Genomic DNA, 19,003 nt, shown 5'->3' with positions numbered 1-19,003 from the left:
TTCGGGTTTTCGAACATGGCGTATGGCATTCGCGCGATAATTCGCATAGCCAGGGATCGATGACGACCGCCGCCGACATGCTCGCCACGGGCTTTGCCACGCTCCCCGATCTGATCCACGCGCATGGCCGCGAACGCGGAAACTTGCTCGCACTCGCGGATTCCCGCCATGCGATCGACTATGCGACGCTCGACCGCCTGATGGACCGGGTCGCCAGCGCGTTGCGTCGTGACGGCGTTGCCAAGGGCATGGCGGTTGCGATCGTCGCCGCGCCGTCGGTCGAGTATATGGCGGTTTTCCTCGGTGCGGTACGCGCGGGCTGCGTCGCGACGCCGATCGCGCCCTCCGCCACGCCCGATGCGATCGGCGCGATGATCGCCGACAGCGGCGCGCCGATCGTCTTCGTCGATGCCGAGCAGGCGGACGTGCTTCGGCCGATGCATGTCACCGCGCAGGTGATCCTGCTTCCGCCCCCGGCCCGACCGATGCCGATCCGCAGGTCCCGTCCGGGCCGCAGCGGTTCGAGGCGTGGCTGGCCGCGGAGGATGCGGTCGCGCCAGACGTGTCGATCGTCCCGGAGGACGCGTTCAACATCATCTACTCGTCGGGCACCACGGGGACGCCGAAGGGGATCGTCCAGAGCCACGCGATGCGCTGGGCGCATATCGCGCGCAACGCCGCGGCCGGGTTCGACACCGCGGTCACGATGATCGCGACGCCGCTCTATTCGAACACGACGCTGGTCAGCGTGCTGCCGACACTTGGCTGGGGCGGGACGGTCGTGCTGATGGGCAAGTTCGATGCGCGCACCTATCTCGTGCTTGCCGAGCGTCACCGTGCGACGCACACGATGCTCGTTCCCGTCCAGTATCAGCGGATCATGGCGCTGCCCGATTTCGCCGATTTCGACCTGTCCGCATTCCGCTTCAAGACCAGCACCAGCGCGCCCTTCTCCGCCGCTCTCAAGGCCGATGTCGTCGCACGGTGGCCCGGCCTGCTCGTCGAATTCTACGGCATGACCGAAGGCGGCGCGAGCTGCGCTTTGAACGCAAGTGCGAACCCGACGAAGCTGCACACGGTCGGCCAGCCGATGCCGGGCCACGAGATCAGGCTGATCGACGATAACGGCAACGAGGTCGCGCCGGGCGAGACCGGAGAGGTCGTCGGCCGAAGCCCCGCGATGATGAATGGCTATCATGGTCGCCACGAGGCGACGCGCGAGGCGGAATGGTATGATGCGGCGGGCAACCGCTACATCCGCCACGGCGATGTCGGGCGGTTCGACGCGGACGGCTTCCTGACTTTGCTCGACCGAAAGAAGGACCTAGTCATTTCCGGCGGCTTCAACGTCTATCCGTCCGATCTCGAGGCTATATTGGCCCGCCATCCCGACGTCGCCGACTGCGCGGTGGTGGGCATGCCGTCAGAGGCGTGGGGCGAGACGCCGGTGGCAATCATCGTTCCGCGGACGCATGACGCCGACCCCGCCGCGATCCTTGCCTGGACCAACGCGCAGCTTGGCAAGACGCAGCGTCTGGCGGGCATCCACGCCGTCGCCGAGCTGCCGCGCAGCGCGATCGGCAAGGTGCTCAAGCGCGAGCTTCGTGACCGGTTGCTGGGCGCATGACGAGTCTCGGACAGGCCATCGCGGCGCTCGAACCCGTTGACGACGGCTGGCGCGGGAGCATCCCCGAGAACTGGCTGCAGGGGCGGACGGCCTATGGGGGCTTTTCAGCCGCGCTGGCGCTGCACGTGGCGCAACGATCCGACTCCGACCTGCCACCGCTGCGTTCGGCACAGATCGCGTTCATCGGCCCCTTGTCGGGCGCGATCACGCTGCGCGCCAGCCGGTTGCGCCGCGGGCGGAATGCCGCGTTCATCCAGGTCGACGTGGAGAGTGCCGCAGGTCTCGGGCTGCGCGCGACGTTCGTGTTCATGCGCGCGATCGAGTCGGTGATCGATCACCGGACGGGCGCGACCCCCGAGTTTCCCGCGCCCGATTCTGAAACGGCGACCTATCGCGGGCATCGCGGCGTCGCCTTCTCGCAGAATTTCGACCTGGTGGACCGGCGCGACGATGGGGTCGGCGCGGCTGAATGGCTGCGTTGGGCAAGGCTTGCCGATCGTGACGGGCTCGACCCGATGGTGGAACTGATCGCGGTGGCGGATTGCCTGCCGCCCTCCGCGCTCAAGCTGCTCGGCGGCCCCGCCCCGCTCAGCTCGATGACCTGGCTGCTCAACATCCTCGGGCCGCAGCCGACGACGCGTGACGGCTGGTGGCTGCTGCGTGCGACGACCGACTATGTCCATGCCGGGAGTTCGAGCCAGACCATGGCGATCTGGAACGCCGACGGGCTGCCGATCGCCGAACAGATGCAGAGCGTCGCGATCTTCGCCTGACTTGCACACCGAGCCATCACTCCGGCGCGCACTGAACCTGCACTGGGACAAGTTGCGACACTTTGCCGACGGGGTGACATAGCCATGCGACAGCCTGAGCCCAGACGTCGGACATTCGATGGGGATCGCCCCCACCCGACCGGAGATCGCAGATGCGCAAGACCATTTTGACCCTGGCGTTTACCGCCGGCACCATCGCGGCCACCGCCTGCGCCGCGCAATCCGCCCCCGCGGCACCGAGCAGCCGCGCCGACACCGCCGCCGCCAATCGCGCCGCATTGTCGGCGACGCTCGCCACACAGACCCAGGAGACCACCGCCCCGGCTCGCCCGGAGATGATGAATCGCGGTCCGCAACGGCGCGGTGGCCCGATGCGCGCGGTGACGCGCGCCGAGGCGATCGCGGACGCCGATGCGCGGTTCGCCCGGATGGACTCGGACGGCGACGGCATCCTAACTGCGGCGGAGCGACGCAGCTTCCGCGAAGAACGGCGTGAGGCGATGCGCGAGCGCCGCGAACAGCGCAGGGCGGCGCAGGGCGGGGCTGCGGGAGCGGATCACGCCAATGCTCGTCGCGACCCCGATCGGGGCGCACGGGGCGGCATGGGCCGCGCAGATCGTCAGCGCGCCGGCGCCGGCCGCGACGACGGCGTGGTGACCCGCGCCGAGTTCAGCGACCGCGCCGCGCAACGCTTCGACCGGATGGACGCCAACCGCGATGGCCGCCTCGACGCGAGCGAACGCCCGGGTGGTCGCGCGATGCGGCGTGGTCCCGGCCGCGGTCGGCACCATGCGATGGGCGCGACCGCTTTGCCGACTCTGGACGAGGCCGATCGGGCTGACGCGGCGACGACCGGCGAATGACACCCACACGTCGGACGGAGCAAATCCGTCCGACGCTTCACATGGACACGCACCATGCTAGACGTCGCCCCCATGGGAGACATGCCGCATCTGTTGCTCGTCGACGACGAGCGTTCGATCCGTGAGCCTTTGGCTGCCTATCTGAGCAAACAGGGGTTCCGCGTCACGCAGGCGGGCGATGCGGAAAGCGCGCGGACGCGGCTGACCGCCTATGCGATCGATCTCGTCATCCTCGACATTATGATGCCGGGCGAGGACGGGCTGAGCCTGTGCCGGCACATCGCCGCGACCAGCGACGTCCCCGTCATCCTGCTGACCGCGCGCGCGGAGGAGACCGACCGGATCATCGGGCTCGAGATGGGCGCCGACGATTATGTCGTGAAGCCCTTCTCTCCGCGCGAACTCGCGACGCGCGTGAAGGTCATTCTCCGCCGTGCGACGGCAGGCGGTGCACGGCAGCACGCCCCCGAGGCCAATTCCTACGCCTTTGCCGGCTGGGTGCTGAAATCGGGCGAACGCGCGCTCGTCGATCGCGAGGGCGTCTCGGTGCCGCTGTCGACCGGCGAATACAACCTCCTGCTCGCGCTCGTCACGCGACCGCGCCAGGTCCTGACGCGCGACCAGCTGCTCGACCTGACACAGGGACGCGAGGCCGCAGCGTTCGACCGTGCGATCGACAACCAGGTCAGCCGCCTGCGCCGCAAGATCGAAGCGGATGCCAAGACGCCCGAACTGATCAAGACCGTCTGGGGCGGCGGCTATACGCTCGCCGCCGAGGTCATCCGCCTTTGAGCCGGTCCCCCGCGATCCGCACCCGCCCCTGGCCGCGCAGCCTCGCAGGCCAGATGGCGCTGCTCATCGCGATCGCGCTGTTCGTCGCGCAGGCGATCAACTTCACGCTCATCTTGCGCGACCGTGCGGAGTTTCGCCTCGCGCAGGCGACGCGTCCGGTCGCGACGCGGATTGCCGATGCGCTCGACCGCGAGGCACATGGCGGCCGCGTTCTCACCGCGGATCGTGGGCGGATCCGGCGCCTGCCCGCCAATCCGATCAGGCACGGCACGACCGAACGCCATCCGGAGGTCGCCGCGGAGCTTCGCCGTCAGCTCGCCGATCAAGGTGTCGTGGTGGGGCGGATCGATACCGGGCTGCGCCCCGAGGACGATGACTCCAACCGGTCGCGGCACCGGAACGGCCAGAAGGCATCCGATACCACGTCCGCCGATCACCGGTCCGACCGGCAGGGCAGCACGTTGCTGATCGCGGTAGAGCAGCCGGGCCATGGCTGGCTGGCGATCACCGCGCCCTGGCCGCAACCGGGTTGGCGACTTCTGATCGCCGTGCTGACGCAGACCGCGATCCTCTACGGCGTCGTTCTGCTCCCCGTGCTCTGGATCGTGCGGCGGATGTCCCGGCCGTTGCGCGACCTGCGCGAGGCGGCGGAACGCTTTCGCCCCGGCGAGCCCGGTGTGCCGCTGTCGCCGCACGGGCCTGACGACGTCGCCGCGCTGATCGTCGCGTTCAATGCGCTGCGGCTGCGCATCACGGCGATGCTCGACGAGAAGGATCGGATGCTCGGCGCGATCGGCCACGACCTTCGCACCCCGCTCGCGGCATTGCGGGTCCGCATCGAATCGGTCGACGACGATACCGATCGCGCACGGATGACCGAGACGATCGCCGAGATGAACCGCACGCTCGACGACATCCTGTCGCTCGCCCGGCTGGGTCGCCCGAGCGAGCCACCGACCGATGTCGATCTGGCCGCACTGGTCGACGCGGTGGTCGAGGATTTCCGCGATATCGGCGACGACGTGACGTTCGTCGAGGCGGACCGGCTGCGGATGCATTTGCGGCCGTCGCTGATCCGTCGCGCGGTCCGCAACCTGATCGAGAACGCGGTCAAATACGGTGGATCGGCAGAGGTCCGCGTCGAGGCGGACGCGCGTGCGGTCGCGATCGTCGTCGCTGACCAGGGGCCCGGGATCCCCGAGGACCGGATGGGCGACGTGTTCGATGCGTTCACCCGGCTCGAGACGTCGCGCAACCGCGAAACCGGGGGGATCGGGCTGGGCCTAGCGCTCGCCCGCGCCATCATCCGCGAGGCCGGCGGCGAGATCCGCCTTGTAAACCGCGTGGGCGGCGGGCTCGACGCGATCATAGAATTGCCGCGCTGAGGCGAGGCCGGGCGTGCACGCCTGCCCCGATCCGTCATCCTGGGCTCGACCCAGGATCCAGAACCACGACCGCTACGTCATTGGGCTCTGGATCCTGACTTTCGTCAGGATGACGGAGTGGGTGTGCGGGCGTCAGTCCTCGACGATCTGGCTGTTCGTCCGCGTATCCTTCATCATCAGATACACGACCAGCGACACCGCGATCATCGCGGTCACATACCAGTAGAAGCCGCGTTCGAACCCGGCATCCTTGAACTTCAGCGCGACGACCTCGGCGGTCCCGCCGAACAGCGTGTTGGCGAGCGCATAGGGCAAGGCGACGCCCAGCGCGCGGATATGCGCCGGGAACAACTCTGCCTTCACGACGGCGTTGATCGACGTATAGCCCGTCACGATCACCAGCGCCGCCATCACGAGCAACCCGGCATAGATCGGATTGGTCGCGGTCTCGAGCGCGGTGAAGATCGGATAGGTGAACAACACACCGGCGATGCCGAACGCGATCATCAGCGGCTTGCGCCCGACCCGGTCCGACAGACCGCCCGCGACCGGCTGCAACAGCATGAACACGAACAGCGTGGCCGCGTTGATCTGGCTCGCCACTTCGCGGCTGAACCCGCTGGTGTTGACCAGGAACTTCTGCATGTAGATCGAGTAGGCATAGAAGGCGAGCGTACCGCCCGCGGTCAGCAGCATCACCGTCATCGTCTCGCGCGGATGCTTGGTGACGAGCTGGAGGAAGCCCGACTTCGGCTTGCCGTCGCCCGCCTCGGACTTGGCATTCTCGAAGCTCTGCGTTTCGGCCAGCCCGCGGCGGATGTAGAACACGACCACGGCCAGGACCGCACCGATCGCGAACGGTATGCGCCAGCCCCAGGAATCGAGTGCCGCCTCGCTCATCGTCGACTGCAGCACCAGCAGTACGCAGATCGCGAGCAGCTGGCCTGAAATTAGCGTGACATACTGGAACGACGAGAAGAAGCCGCGGCGATCCTTGCCCGCCATCTCGGTCAGATACGTCGCCGACGCGCCATATTCGCCGCCGACCGACAGCCCCTGCATAAGGCGCGCGATCACCAGCATGATCGGCGCGAACACGCCGATCGTCTCGTATCCCGGCGTACACGCGATGATCAGCGAGCCTGCGCACATCAGCGTGACCGCGACCGTGAGCCCCGCCTTGCGGCCGTGGCGATCCGAATAGACCCCCATGATCCACGCGCCGATCGGCCGCATCAGGAAGCCCACCGCAAAGATCGCCGCCGCGCTCAGCAACTGCGCGGTGCGGTCCGTCGACGGGAAGAAATGCGGCGCGAAATACAGCGTGAACGCCGAATAGACATACCAGTCGAACCACTCGACGAGGTTGCCGGTCGATCCGCCGATGATCGCCTTGAGGCGTGTCTTCTGATCGGGTGCCATCAGTTTGCGCCCTTCCCGGCCTGCGTGGGATCGAAGCCCCGTTTCTTCAGCAGTGCGTTGACGTCCGGATCGCGGCCGCGGAACGCGCGATAGGCTTCGGCGCGATCGGTCTCGTTCCCCGTCGACAGCAGGATGCGCGCGAACTTGTCCGCGGTCGGCTTGTCCCACGGGCTGCCCGCTTCCTCGAACGCCGCGAACGTGTCGGCGTCCATCGTCTCGGACCACAAATAGCTGTAATAGCCCGCCGAATAGCTGTCGGACGAGAACAGATGCTGGAACTGCGGCACGCGGTGACGCATCACCAGCTGCTTGGGCATGCCGATCTCGGCAAGCGTCGCCGCCTCGAACTTGTCGGGATCGATCACGCCGTCCGCGACGGTGTGGATCTTCATGTCGACGATCGCCGACGACAGATATTCGGCGGTCGCAAACCCCTGGTTGAACGTCCGCGACTTCTCGATCTTGTCGAGCAGGTCCTGCGGCATCGCGGCCTTGGTCTGGTAATGCCGCGCATATTTGTCGAGCACGTCGCGGGTCAGCAGCCAATGCTCGTTCACCTGGCTCGGATATTCGACGAAATCACGCGGCGTGCCGGCAAGTCCCGGATATTCGACGTTCTGCAGCATCGCGTGGATCGCGTGGCCGAATTCGTGGAACAGCGTCTGCGCATCGTCGAGGCTGATCAGGATCGGCTCGCCGGGTGCGCCCTTGGCGAAGTTGTTGTTGTTCGACGACAGCACGAGCTGTGCCGGGGCAAGGCCGCGCTGGCCGCGATAGGTGTTCGCCCAGGCGCCCGACCGCTTGCCCGTCCGCGCGAAGTCGTCGCGGTAGAACAGCCCGACATCCTTGCCGGCCTTGTCCGTCACGCTCCACACGCGCATGTTCGGCTCGAACACCGGAACGGTGCCGGTGATCTCCTTGAAATTCAGACCGTAGAGCCGGTTGGCGGCGTAGAGCGACCCCTGGATGATGTTGCCGAGCTCGAAATACGGCTTCAGCTGCGCCTGATCGAGATCGTAGCGGCTCTTACGCACCTTCTCCTGATAGAAGCGGTAATCCCACGGCTCGATCGTCAGCGAAGCGCCGGCGATCTTCTGCATGTCGGCCACCTCCTCGGCGACGCGCCCCTTGGCGGCGGGCCAGACGCGCATCATCAGGTCCATCGCCGCGGCGGGCGTCTTGGCCATCGTGTCCTGCATCCGCCAGTCGGCATGCGTCTTGAACCCGAGCAGGTGCGCGCGGTCGGCACGCAGCTTGACGATCTGCGCGATCGTCGCGTTCGTGTCGTTGGCATCGCCGTTATCGCCGCGATTGACGAACGCGCGCCACACCTTCTCACGCAGCGCGCGGTCGGTGGCGTAGGTCAGCACCGGATCGACCGCGGAGCGCGTGTTGACGATCGCGTAGCCCGGCAGCTTGCGCTCGGCCGCGGCGGCCTTGGCGACCGCCTTCACGCTGTCGGGAAGCCCCGCGAGCTGCGCCTCGTCGGTGACCGAGATCGCCTTGCTCTCGTCCGCGAGCAGCTTCTCGCCGAATGTCAAGAACTGCGTCGCAAGCTGCTGGTTGTACTGCGACAGCTGCGCCTTCTGCGCATCGTTCAGCTTGGCGCCCTGACGGACATAGCTGTCGTAGATCCGCGTCACGAGCCGAATCTGCTGTGCGTTCAGCCCGCTCGAATTGCGCGCGTCGTAGATCGCCTGGATCCGCGCGAAGAGCGGCTTGTCGAACGTGATCGCATCCGACGCGGCGGAGAATTTCGGCGACCATTCGCGGTCGAGCTTCTGATACGCGGGCGTGTTCATGTTGCTGGTCATCACGCCGAACAGCGTCATCACCTGGCCATAGCGCTTGCCGACCAGCTGCATCGGCACGATCGTGTTGGCGAAACTCGGCTTGGCCGGATTGTCCGCGATCTTGCGATATTCGGCCGTGCGCTCGGCGAGCGCGGTCTCGAACGCCTGTGGGAACAGCTCGGGTCGAACCTTGTCCCAGGGCGGCACGCCGCCGGTCGGGCCCGTCCAGTCGGCGAGCAGGGGGTTGGCGGCGGGCGCGACAGGCGCCGCACCAGTTTGCGCGATCGCGGACGTAGACGCCATCAGCGCAGCTGCACTGAAGACGAGAGGTAGAAAATGCACATGGTTCTCCCGGACGATGTTGGCCGCAGCATAGCAATAAAGTTGCGTGGCGAAACCCCGTGCACCGCCCGCCTCGAAAAGTGGGCGGTGCGCGAAGTCATCGCGGCGCGGTTAATAGGGCGTCATCGAATAGGGACGCGCAGCCTTGCTCGTCGCCCATTTCACGTTGGGTTTGGCTTGCATGACGAACCGCAATTCGCCGCCGGCGAGGATTTGCGCGTGGGTGACGACGCTTTTCGCGAGCGGTTTTCCGTTCAGCGTGACGCGCCCGACATAGGCGTTGGCGGGCGTCAGTCCGTCCGCAACGATCGTGAACGTCTTGCCGCCGGGGACCGTCAACGCCGCGCGATCGACGAACGGGCGGCCGATGACATATTCGCCGGTGCCCGGCGCCACCGGATAGAAGCCAAGCGCGGTAAAGACGAGCCAGGCGGACATCTGGCCCAGATCGTCATTGCCCGACAGCCCGTCCGGCGTCGGCTTGTACTGGCTCTCGACGATCTGCTTCAACCGCTCCTGCGTCCGCCAGGGTTGTCCTGCGAAGTCATAGAGATAGGCGACGTGATGACTGGGTTCGTTGCCATGGATATATTGGCCGATCAGCCCGGCGATATCCTCGGCATGGCTGTAGTCGATCTTTGAATTGTCGAAGTCGAACATCGCATCGAGCTTGGCGACGACCTTCCTGTCGCCGCCGAGCAGGCGGAACAGCCCGCCCTGGTCGTGCGGCACGAACCAGGAATATTGCCAGGCATTGCCCTCGGTATAGTCCGATCCGTAATTGATCGCGGTCGGGTCGAACGGGACGCGAAAGCTGCCGTCGCTTTTGCGCGCGCGCAGGAACCCGGTCTTGACGTCGAAGCTGTTGCGCCAGTTGCCCGCGCGCTTCTCGAACCGCGCGGCGACGTCGTTCCGTCCCAGCGCGCGGGCCATCCGCGCGATCGTCCAGTCGTCATAGGCATATTCGACCGTCTTCGACGCCGCCTCCGGCTCCTTATCGATCGGGACATAGCCCTGCGCGATATAGTCGCCGAGCCCGCCATAGGGGGCATAGTCCGCACTCGCGACCATCGCGTCGAGCGCCGCATTGCCATCATAGCCCTGCACGCCCTTCAGATAGGCATCGGCGATGACGGGAACCGCATGATAGCCGATCATCGTCCACGTCTCGCGTCCGGCGAACTGCCATACCGGCAGGATCCCGTGCGGGCTGAACGTCCGGCTTGCGATTAGCGACCGGACGATATCGTCGCTGGTCCGTGCGGGCTGTACGAGCGTCAGCAGCGGATGCTCGGCGCGGAACGTGTCCCATAGCGAAAACGTCGATCGGACGGTGTAGCCGTCGGCCTTGTGCACCTGATCGTCCGGACCGCGGAACCGGCCATCCGCATCGCTCCAGACGCTGGGGGCGAGCAGGCTGTGGTACAGCGCGGTATAGACGTTCGTCCGCATCTTCGGCGCGGCGGCGATCGCGACCGCGTCGAGCGCCTGGGTCCAGGCGGACCGCGTCGCGGCGCGAACCGCGTCGAACCCGCCCGGTTCGCTGTCGAGATTGGCGATCGCGCCCGCCTCGTCGACCCCCGACACCGCGACGCGCACCTCGAGCGGCGCATCGAGCGGCCCGAAATCGAGCCGCGCCTCGAGCGCGCGACCGAGCAGCTCGGGAACCGCATCGGTGCCGCGCCCCGGTCCCTGGAAGCCCCTATACGGTACGTCCGTCTCTCGGTTGACGAACGCGTGCGCGGTGATCGGCTTGGAAAAGCGCATGGCGAAGAACAGCTTGCGCCCCGGCGCCCAGCCGCGGGTCTCGCGCATCCCGGTCAGCGTCCCGTCGGCGCGCAGCCGCAACGACGACCAGAGGATCTTGCCGGGGTACGCATAAAGCGAACTGCGCAGGTCGATGATCAGATGCGCGGCGGTTGCCGCGGGGAAGCGATAGCGATGCACGCCGATCCGCGTCCCGGCGGTCATCTCGGCACGCACCTTCGCGTCGTCGAGCGTGACCGCGTAATAGCCCGGCTGCGCGATCTCGCTCGCATGGCTGAACCGCGACCGGTATCCCGTCCCCGGTTTCGCCGGATCCCCCGGATCGAACGACGTCACGTCGCCCGACATCGGCATCACCAGGATGTCACCCAGATCGGAATGCCCGGCGCCCGAGAAATGCGTGTGGCTGAAACCCTGGATGGTCGGGTCGTCGTAGCGATAGCCCGCGGCGTGCGCATAGCATTTGCGGATCTCGCACCCGGTATCGGTGTCCGGGCTCAGCTGCACCATGCCGAACGGCGCGCTGGCGCCCGGGAACGTATGCCCCTCGCCGCCGGTGCCGATCATCGGGTCGACGCTGTCGTACGCCGAAGACCGCGCCGCTGGTGCGGCAGCGGCCTCCTGTCCCGCCGCTGGTGCGGCCGCAGAGACGGCGACGGCGAGCGGCACCATGCTCGCCAGGCCGCGCCAGGAGAACCGCCGCGTTCGATCCGCCTGCCGGACCGTAGCCCTCAGGCTATTCATCACCCTCGTCGTCATCGCCATCCCCCACATCGCCACCGGGGGCCATTGCAGCATCCCTGCGCTGCTTGTCGGCCATATCGGCCGCCTGGATCAAGCGCTGACCCGTTTCGCGCGCTGCCGCGGGGCTGAAGGTGATCGCCACGCCATCGGGGCCGTCCAGCGTCACTTCGCCGCTTTCCGCGGCGGCAACGCCCGGCGTGTCTTCGGATTTCATTCTATCGATCATGAGACGCTCCCGACTCGGTTTCGGCCTTGCCATACAGATAGTCCGGAACGAATTCGCCGATCTTGGCAAGCGCCGGGAAGTCAATGATGTGTCCAGCATTTGCCTTGAAAGTCAACAAGTTGCGCTCGCGAAGCATCCGCAGGACACGATTCACATGGACCCCGGTGATGCCGCAGGCCTCGGCCAGGTCCGGCTGCGTCATCGGCAGCGTGAACCGACCGTCGCTGGCCAGTCCGACCATCTGCAACCGCGTATAGATCTCGCAGAACAGGTGCGCGATGCGGCCTTCCGCGCCCAGTCGTCCGATCCGGAAGATCCATTCGCGGTGCTGTGCGGCGTCGAGCAACGTGCTGAACCACAGCATCCGCGTGAGATGCGGGTGGTTTTCGGTGATCGTCTGGAGCGTGGCATGTTCGAACAACGCGACCTTGACCGGTCCCAGCGTCGCGACGTCGTGATCGAGCCGCTTCATCGGGAAGGCGTGCAGGTCGACGAAATCGCCGGGGACGTGCACCGCGACGAGCTGCCGCAGCCCGTCACGGTCGTCCATGTAGCGGCAGATGAACCCCTCGAGCAGCAACGTGCTCGTTTCCACGGGTTCGCCTGCGCGGACGAGCCGGAACCGGCCGGGCATCGTCTTGACGTCATGGACGCTGTTTTCGAGGATCATGGCCTCGTTTTCGGTCAATTCATCCCGACCGCGACCTAGTAGAAACTTACCTGTCAGCATCCCCATCCCTTTGCGGTCGCCATCGCCCGTCCACCCTGCCTGTAAGCCGCCGGCTGTCTACGCCTGCCTGTACGAACTGAAGTATGCCGGCTGCAAGTTTTCTGACTGATCGAGGTCAACGACTCCGCTCGCAGATGAAACCTTGTGCGTCGTGGACTGTTCGGCGTCGGCATGTATCTCCCCCAGACCCAAAATGACCACCCTCTCGCCCAGGCGTTCATCGCGACGGTTCAGGCTACCGCCTTTCCGTGCGTCGGCGCCAAATCCGCGCTTGGTCGCGGGCAGATGGACATCGTCGTCGCCCGCGATGTGCGCTCGGCCTGGGACGATCTGCGGATCCTCCCGATGCTCGCCGACACGGTACGAAAATACCAGAAGGATCGCGCCATCTTCCGCACGATGGTCGTGCTGTTCGAAGGCCCCGAGCAGCTGAGCGAAGAGGAATTCGAAGCGCATCTCTGGGCGCGCGCGCAGTCGCTCAGCGACAAGGACGAATGGCTGGGCAACCGCCCCGATCCGTCGGTGAGCGCCGATCCGGATGATCCGCATTTCTCGCTGAGCTTTTCGGGCGAGGCATTTTTTGTCGTCGGCCTTCACCCCAATGCGAGCCGCCCCGCGCGCCGGTTCCAGACGCCGGCGATGGTGTTCAACCTGCACGACCAGTTCGAGGTGCTGCGCACGCAGCAACGCTATGACAAGCTGCGGACGTCGATCCTCGATCGCGATCTGCAACTGGCGGGGACGATGAACCCGATGCTCGCGCGTCACGGAGAATCGAGCGAAGCGCGGCAATATAGCGGCCGGGTCGTCGACGACTCGTGGAAATGTCCCTTCAAGCGGAGCAGCGCGCATGGTTGATACGATTGCACCGCGCTCCGGCGCCGGGTTCACGCTCGATCGCGGCCAGACTCTGACCGTCATCGATCCCGAAGGCCGTCAGGTCGCGGATCTCCTCGCGTACAGCCGTACGGACATACGCGAAGTGATCTCGTCGGGGCGTACGCTCGATTACGCCAGCCGACTGTACCTCACGACGGGGGATCGGCTCTATTCGAACCGCAGCAACGTGATGCTCGACATCATCGGCGACGACGTGGGGCGGCACGACTTCCTGCTGACGCCGTGCTCGCGTGAAACCTTCGCCATCATCTACGGCGATACCGATCCACACCGCGGATGCTTCGGCAATCTCGCCGAAGCGCTGGCGCCTTATGGCGTGGAGCCCGACGCGATCCCCACCGCGTTCAACTGTTTCATGAACGTGCCGATCGACGGGTCGACGGGCGCGTTCACGGTCGAGCCGCCACTCAGCCGCGCCGGGGATACGATCACGTTCCGCGCCGAGATGGACCTGATCATCGGACTGACCGCGTGCTCGGCGCTGCAGTCGAACGGCGGATCGTTCAAGCCGATCCAGTATTCGATCAGCTGACCAGATTTTTCGGTACAGCTATAGCAGCGCGTCCAGCAGGCCGATGAGCGGCTTGTCGGCAGGCGGCATCGGCAGGTCGTGCATGTCACGCGGATGGACCCACCGCAGCGCGTCCGCCTCGAGCGCGCGCGGAACGCCCGTCCACTTCCGCGTGACGAACAGCAGCAGCAGCAGGTGCCGGTCGCCCAGCGGCGCGCTCGCGAAGACCGCCGGCGCGAGGCACGCATGCGGCACCATGATCGCCAGTTCCTCCTCAAGTTCGCGGATCAGCGCGTCCTCGGGCGTCTCGCCCGGCTCGATTTTCCCCCGGGAAATTCCCAGAGCCCGGCAAGCGATTTGCCCGCGGGTCGCTGCTGCAACAGTACGCGACCATCCGCGTCGACCAACGCCGCCGCGACGACGGGCAACAGCGCAGTATCATTGGCCATTCGTTAAGCTCCTGACTCTATTACGACGCGGCATGAGGCCGAAACTCCGAAGCGTAAAGCCAGTCTGTGCCCGCGTCCTGCGTGTGGCCACCACGCTGCTCGGGAACCTCCGCGGGGCGACGGCGGTCGAATATGGCCTGATCCTGGCCCTCGTCGTGCTCGGCATGATGACGGGGCTTGTGATGCTCGCCGACAGCACCTCGTCCCTGTGGAACATGCTCCACACCCGGGTCGCGGCCGCCCGCTAAGCATACGAAAGATTTGCGGTTTTAAGAATTTCTCAATCGCTCGCGCCTAGGGATCGGAATTGCTGTTCCGGTCGATCCGGGCCGGCCGGGTGACTGAAGCTTTTTAACGATGGAGACCGGAATGCAGATGATCCGCAAGCTTTTCAAGGACAACAAGGGCGCGACCGCAATCGAGTACGGCCTGATCGCCGCACTGATCGCCGTCGCAGCCATCGCCGCGATGCAGGGTCTGGGCACGAGCCTGAACAAGACCTTCAACAACGTCAGCAGCAAGATGACGGCTGGTTGATCCTCCGCGATCCTTTACCGGATTGCACAGCGAATGGGCGGCGGATCACAGGATCCGCCGCCCATTTTCGTTTGGACGCCCTGCCCGGCAGGAACGCTCAGAGGCGTCCCATCTTGAGGAACTTCGCCTGACGCTCCTTGCGCAGATCCCCCGCCGATAGCGGCACGAGCTCGTCGAGCGCGGCCGAGATCGCGGTGCCGAGCGCGTCGATCGCCGTTGCCGAATCGCGGTGGGCACCCCCGAGCGGTTCCGCGACGACGGTGTCGATCACGCCGAACGTCTTCAGGTCCTGCGCGGTGATCCGCATCGCCTCGGCCGCCTCGGGTGCCTTGTCCGCGGTCCGCCACAGGATCGACGCGCAGCCCTCGGGGCTGATCACCGAATACACGGCATGTTCGAACATCAGCACGCGATTACCCGCGGCCAGCGCGACCGCGCCGCCCGACCCGCCCTCGCCGACGATCGCCGAAACGATCGGGACGCCGGCGTTGAGGCACGCCTCGGTCGAGCGCGCGATGGCCTCGGCCTGGCCGCGTTCTTCGGCCTGGATCCCGGGGAACGCGCCCGAGGTGTCGACCAGCGTCACGATCGGCAATCCGAAGCGGTTCGCCAGCTCGACCAGACGGATCGCCTTGCGATAGCCCTCGGGCTTGCCCATGCCGAAATTGTGGCGGAGACGGCTGGCGGTATCGTCGCCCTTCTCGTGCCCCAGCACCATGATCCTGCGCCCGCGGAACGTCGCGAACCCGCCCAGGATCGCCTGGTCGTCACCGAACGCCCGGTCGCCCGCGAGCGGGATGAACTCGTCGAAAAGCGCGGCGACGTAATCCTTGAAGTGCGGACGCTCTGGATGACGCGCGACCTGCGTCTTCTGCCACGGCGTCAGCCGGGCGAACGTATCCTTCAGGAGCTTGTCCGATTTGGCCTGCAGACGGGCGATGTCGGCGGACAGATCGACGCTGCCGTCGGTCGCGGTGTCACGGAGTTCGTCGATCCGCCCCTGCAGTTCGGCGATCGGTTTCTCGAAGTCGAGGAAGCTTGGCATCCGCGCCGGTTACGGCTCGCGGACTTGAACGTCAACGCGGGGCGGGTTCGCGGCGTCGTTCAGCGGGTGGCGCGTATTGACCAGTTCGACCAGTTTGCTCGCTTCGACATGCGTATAGATCTCGGTGGTGGCGATATCGGCATGGCCCAGCATCGCCTGCAGCGCGCGCAGATCGGCCCCGCCGGCAAGCAGGTGCGTGGCAAAGGCGTGGCGCAGCACGTGCGGGCTCACGCGGTCGGGCGGCACCCCTGCCTCGGCAGCGAGTGCCTTGACCAGCTGGTACAGGCGGATGCGCGACAGATGCCGCTTGCCCGAGGGGAACAGCCAAGGTGAATCGACGGGGACATGCGCGCGCCAGAGCGCGACGGCGGCGCGCGCGCGATCGGATATGGGCACCAGCCGCTCGCGCCCGCCCTTGCCGCGCAGGATGACGAACGGTCGATCGGGGTGCACCGCATTGCGCGGCAGGCTGATCAGCTCGGTCGCGCGCAGGCCGGAGCCGTAGAGCAGCTCGATCAGCGACGACAGTCGTACATCGCGCGGGTCGGGTGGATCGCGCCCGATTCGCGCGACGATCGCCGCGAACAGCCGGTCGACGTCGTCATGCCCCAGGATCTTGGGGAGCGACCGGGCCGTTCCGGGCCGGGGCAGCGCCTTGCCCGGATCGTCCTCCCGGTGCCCCTCGTCGGCAAGAAATCCGTAGAACCGCCGCAGTGCGGCCGATTTCCGGCTGATCGTCGCGCGTGACAGGTCACGCCACGTCGCCGAGAGCCGGACGAGCGCCTCGCCATCCGCGGTCGCCAGATCGCCATCGAGCATCTTGGACGCCAGCGACAGGTCGCTGCGATAGGCGGCGATCGTGTTCGCCGCCGACCCTGCCTGCGCCGCCATCATCTCGAGAAACCGGTCGATCAGCGCACGGTCGGCGAGGTCCGCGCTCCTCCCCGACGCAAGCGTGTCGGCGGAGACGCCGTCGTCGTCGCCGTCATGCATCACGAGGCCCTCGCGCACGCGGTCGGGCCGGCGCCGCGGTCACGCGCGCGCGATCGCTTCGGCGGCCAGCATCCGCGCCTCGCCCTCGAGCCCCACGGCCCGCAGCGCGGCGACGATCCGGTACAGCGCCTCGGGCGGGACACCATGCCAGCGTGCCGTCTGCAGACCGGTTGCGGCAAGAAGCGCGACGGTTCCGGGCTGTCCCGCGCGCGCCGCGCGGTCGAGCGCGCGCGTCCAGGCATTTTCCGTCCCGATCGGCACGCCGAGCGCTTGTGCCGCCCGCTCGATATCGCCCGCACTCAGCCTGCCGAGCCCCGCGAGCCCCGCGAACAGCATCCGCTGCTTCAGCGCCGAATCGCCGGGTCCGCCCGAATAGGAGGCGAGATCGCCATAGCTCAACCGGGCCCCCGGATTGGGGTCGGCGAGCACGAGCATCGCCCACGCGTCCCCGCCGCGATCGACGACGCCGAGCCAGCGTGACGCGCTGTGGTCCAGCCCCGCGGACAGCATCGACGCGACCAGCCGGTCGGCATCTCCCTTGCCCAGCGCCGCCGGGATCCGCACCGCGGCCCGCGCCGTCAGTACCAGTCGCGCATAGGCGGGTGCGGCATCCGTGCTCGCCCCCCAGATCGATCGCAGCGCGGTCAGCCGTGCCTCTGCGTTGCGATCGGCATAGGCGGTGCGCAGGTCCTGCGCGGTCGCGGTTGCCGCACTCTGGACGCTGTCGTCACCATCGGCTGCCCCGTACAGGTCGACCAGCGCGGCATTCGACAGCACACCCTGCGCCGCTGCCGCCTCGGCCGCCGCCAACCGGTTGCCGATCGTCAGCCCGGGAGACAAGGCGCGCCAATAGGTCGCTTGCGGTCCGACCGTGGCGAACAACGGATCGGGAACGACCACCCCCGTCGCCATCGCCAGCCCGAGCCGCCATGTCGTCAGCTGATCGACGCCGTCCCACTCGATCGTCACCGCCTGGCGGCCCTGCCCGCCGGCGCCGACGACCTTCTGCGCCAGCAGCATGTCGACGCCGCTGGCGACGTTGCGCCGCCGCGCCGCGGTGATCAGCGTTCCCGCCCGCGACGGTTCGCCCGACAGGCCCGCGCACATCGCCTGCGCCAGCGTCCAGCTTCGCGCCGGCACGCGCTGTATTGCGCCGTCGACCAGCGGACACAGACCGCCGGGATCGCCCGTCGCCAGCGCGGTGTTCATCGCCACCTGATAGAGTTTGGGCGTGTAGTTGGCGGTGTCGACGCCCTGCACGACCGCGCGCGCTGCAACCGATCTCGCCCATCCGCAGCAACAGCCAGCCGCGCTCGGCGGCGAAATCCGCGCCGTTGACGCCTGCCGGTGTCTCGACGCGCGATACCAGCACGCGCCGCAGCAGGATCGACATCCACCGCGACGGCAGCGGCGCGGTCAGCCGGCGCATCAGCGTCTGGAGATACGGGCCATCGGCCGCACCGAAGGCGTCTGCCGCAAGGCCGCCTTCGGTCTGGCCGATCGCGCCGACCCGATCGAGCGAGCGGCGCGCGAAGGCCGGCATTTCATATTGCGCGACGACCGCGGGATCGATCGGCGCCGGTGTGCCGACCGGGGGCACGATCGGCGCCCCGTCCGGCCCCGTCGGAGGCGACGAGGGCGGCAGCGGCTGGATCGTCGCCAGACCGCCTGGTGGCGCCGGAACGGGTGCGACCGGTTGTGCGGGGGCTCCGGGCTGGCCGGACGGAGCCGGCCGGGCGGGCTGGGCCGGTGCGCCTGAGGACGGTGCCCGCGGGGTCGGTGCCGGCGCCGGCGTCGTGTCACCGAACCCGGGGGCAGGATCGATTCGGGACGATCCTGCCCGATCGCCGGCGCCAGCGCCGCGAGCGCGCAGGTCGCGGCCAGCGCCGCCAGCGTGACCTTAGGAAAGGTTCGCAAGCGTCACGGCCTTCTCGACTTGCGTCTGGGGGCGTTCGGTGGCGCGCCCTGCGAGCAGGAACAGCCCGCCGATGACCACGACCAGAACGACGACGACCGAGACTATCAGGCGGGACATACGCAAAACCTTGTTGAGACGGATACGAAGAAGGCGAACAGAGCAATTACGCACGTGGTTGGCGTTTCC

Annotated in this window: 17 protein-coding genes and 2 pseudogenes; 9 read left to right on the top strand and 10 right to left on the bottom strand. The window is 67.1% G+C overall.

All coding sequences use genetic code 11. The annotated features are described in order from the left end of the window. Window positions 1-59 precede the first annotated feature (59 nt). The 5 genes and pseudogenes from QP165_RS16030 (at window position 60) to QP165_RS16010 (ending at window position 5,440) form a co-directional block, all read left to right on the top strand. Window positions 60-1,627: pseudogene (locus QP165_RS16030) on the top strand (class I adenylate-forming enzyme family protein). Then, window positions 1,624-2,400 carry a thioesterase family protein gene (locus QP165_RS16025; protein ID WP_333996361.1) on the top strand — a complete coding sequence of 259 codons (777 nt, stop codon included), beginning with the start codon at window positions 1,624-1,626 and terminating at the stop codon, window positions 2,398-2,400. Before QP165_RS16030 ends, QP165_RS16025 begins: the two are co-directional and overlap by 4 nt. A 152-nt stretch (window positions 2,401-2,552) precedes the next feature. Further along, a complete protein-coding gene (locus QP165_RS16020) occupies window positions 2,553-3,263 on the top strand; it encodes a hypothetical protein (protein WP_333996360.1) in 711 nt (236 codons plus the stop codon). Between the two features lie 72 nt (window positions 3,264-3,335). Beyond that, window positions 3,336-4,055 carry a response regulator gene (locus tag QP165_RS16015; RefSeq protein ID WP_056021299.1) on the top strand — a complete coding sequence of 240 codons (720 nt, stop codon included), beginning with the start codon at window positions 3,336-3,338 and terminating at the stop codon, window positions 4,053-4,055. Between the two features lie 53 nt (window positions 4,056-4,108). After that, window positions 4,109-5,440 (top strand): sensor histidine kinase, encoded by a 1,332-nt coding sequence (locus tag QP165_RS16010; protein ID WP_333997054.1) that lies wholly within the window; start codon window positions 4,109-4,111, stop codon window positions 5,438-5,440. A 132-nt stretch (window positions 5,441-5,572) separates the two neighbouring features. On the opposite strand, the gene QP165_RS16005 is transcribed toward QP165_RS16010, so the two are convergent. The 5 genes from QP165_RS16005 to QP165_RS15985 form a co-directional block, all read right to left on the bottom strand. Next, window positions 5,573-6,862: an MFS transporter gene (locus QP165_RS16005; RefSeq protein ID WP_056411074.1), complete on the bottom strand. Its 1,290-nt coding sequence runs from the start codon at window positions 6,860-6,862 to the stop codon at window positions 5,573-5,575. Continuing rightward, window positions 6,862-8,997, bottom strand: coding sequence for a M3 family metallopeptidase (locus QP165_RS16000; RefSeq protein WP_333996359.1), 2,136 nt, complete (start codon window positions 8,995-8,997; stop codon window positions 6,862-6,864). The genes QP165_RS16005 and QP165_RS16000 overlap by 1 nt, the downstream gene beginning before the upstream one ends. 111 nt (window positions 8,998-9,108) lie before the next feature. Then, window positions 9,109-11,436 carry a GH92 family glycosyl hydrolase gene (locus QP165_RS15995; protein ID WP_443019379.1) on the bottom strand — a complete coding sequence of 776 codons (2,328 nt, stop codon included), beginning with the start codon at window positions 11,434-11,436 and terminating at the stop codon, window positions 9,109-9,111. Window positions 11,437-11,500: 64 nt separating this feature from the next. After that, window positions 11,501-11,722 (bottom strand): hypothetical protein, encoded by a 222-nt coding sequence (locus QP165_RS15990; RefSeq protein WP_056021287.1) that lies wholly within the window; start codon window positions 11,720-11,722, stop codon window positions 11,501-11,503. A gap of 1 nt (window position 11,723) precedes the next feature. Then, window positions 11,724-12,464 carry a Crp/Fnr family transcriptional regulator gene (locus QP165_RS15985; RefSeq protein ID WP_443019318.1) on the bottom strand — a complete coding sequence of 247 codons (741 nt, stop codon included), beginning with the start codon at window positions 12,462-12,464 and terminating at the stop codon, window positions 11,724-11,726. A 171-nt stretch (window positions 12,465-12,635) separates the two neighbouring features. Here QP165_RS15985 and gntA point away from each other — a divergent pair, with 171 nt between their 5' ends. After that, on the top strand, window positions 12,636-13,322 hold the full coding sequence (gntA, locus tag QP165_RS15980) for a guanitoxin biosynthesis heme-dependent pre-guanitoxin N-hydroxylase GntA (protein ID WP_056022271.1): 687 nt from the start codon (window positions 12,636-12,638) through the stop codon (window positions 13,320-13,322). Beyond that, window positions 13,315-13,896 (top strand): urea carboxylase-associated family protein, encoded by a 582-nt coding sequence (locus QP165_RS15975; RefSeq protein ID WP_333996356.1) that lies wholly within the window; start codon window positions 13,315-13,317, stop codon window positions 13,894-13,896. Before gntA ends, QP165_RS15975 begins: the two co-directional genes overlap by 8 nt. 102 nt (window positions 13,897-13,998) lie before the next feature. On the opposite strand, the pseudogene QP165_RS15970 reads toward QP165_RS15975, so the two are convergent. Further along, window positions 13,999-14,324, bottom strand: a pseudogene (locus QP165_RS15970) (NUDIX domain-containing protein); the annotation flags it as partial. A gap of 32 nt (window positions 14,325-14,356) precedes the next feature. On the opposite strand from QP165_RS15970, the gene QP165_RS15960 reads away from it, so the two are divergent. Together QP165_RS15960 and QP165_RS15955 are read left to right on the top strand one after the other, a co-directional pair. Then, window positions 14,357-14,572, top strand: a complete 216-nt coding sequence (locus QP165_RS15960; protein ID WP_333996355.1) for a Flp family type IVb pilin — start codon at window positions 14,357-14,359, stop codon at window positions 14,570-14,572. A 121-nt stretch (window positions 14,573-14,693) separates the two neighbouring features. Further along, window positions 14,694-14,861 carry a Flp family type IVb pilin gene (locus QP165_RS15955; protein WP_056022269.1) on the top strand — a complete coding sequence of 56 codons (168 nt, stop codon included), beginning with the start codon at window positions 14,694-14,696 and terminating at the stop codon, window positions 14,859-14,861. A gap of 97 nt (window positions 14,862-14,958) precedes the next feature. On the opposite strand, the gene QP165_RS15950 is transcribed toward QP165_RS15955, so the two are convergent. The 4 genes from QP165_RS15950 to QP165_RS15935 all read right to left on the bottom strand — a co-directional run bounded on the left by QP165_RS15950 (window position 14,959) and on the right by QP165_RS15935 (window position 18,934). Then, complete coding sequence (locus tag QP165_RS15950) at window positions 14,959-15,906, bottom strand: acetyl-CoA carboxylase carboxyltransferase subunit alpha (RefSeq protein WP_056021275.1); 948 nt, start codon at window positions 15,904-15,906, stop codon at window positions 14,959-14,961. Window positions 15,907-15,915: 9 nt separating this feature from the next. Next, window positions 15,916-16,899, bottom strand: coding sequence for a tyrosine-type recombinase/integrase (locus QP165_RS15945; RefSeq protein ID WP_333996354.1), 984 nt, complete (start codon window positions 16,897-16,899; stop codon window positions 15,916-15,918). 39 nt (window positions 16,900-16,938) lie between these two features. Beyond that, window positions 16,939-18,159, bottom strand: coding sequence for a hypothetical protein (locus QP165_RS15940; RefSeq protein WP_333996353.1), 1,221 nt, complete (start codon window positions 18,157-18,159; stop codon window positions 16,939-16,941). A gap of 640 nt (window positions 18,160-18,799) precedes the next feature. Continuing rightward, complete coding sequence (locus QP165_RS15935) at window positions 18,800-18,934, bottom strand: hypothetical protein (RefSeq protein WP_268795896.1); 135 nt, start codon at window positions 18,932-18,934, stop codon at window positions 18,800-18,802. Window positions 18,935-19,003 lie beyond the last annotated feature (69 nt).

This window comes from Sphingomonas sp. 22R3R2A-7, assembly GCF_036856055.1.
In the GTDB taxonomy this organism is placed as follows: Bacteria; Pseudomonadota; Alphaproteobacteria; order Sphingomonadales; family Sphingomonadaceae; genus Sphingomonas.
This window is presented reverse-complemented; position numbering and strand designations above follow the sequence as displayed.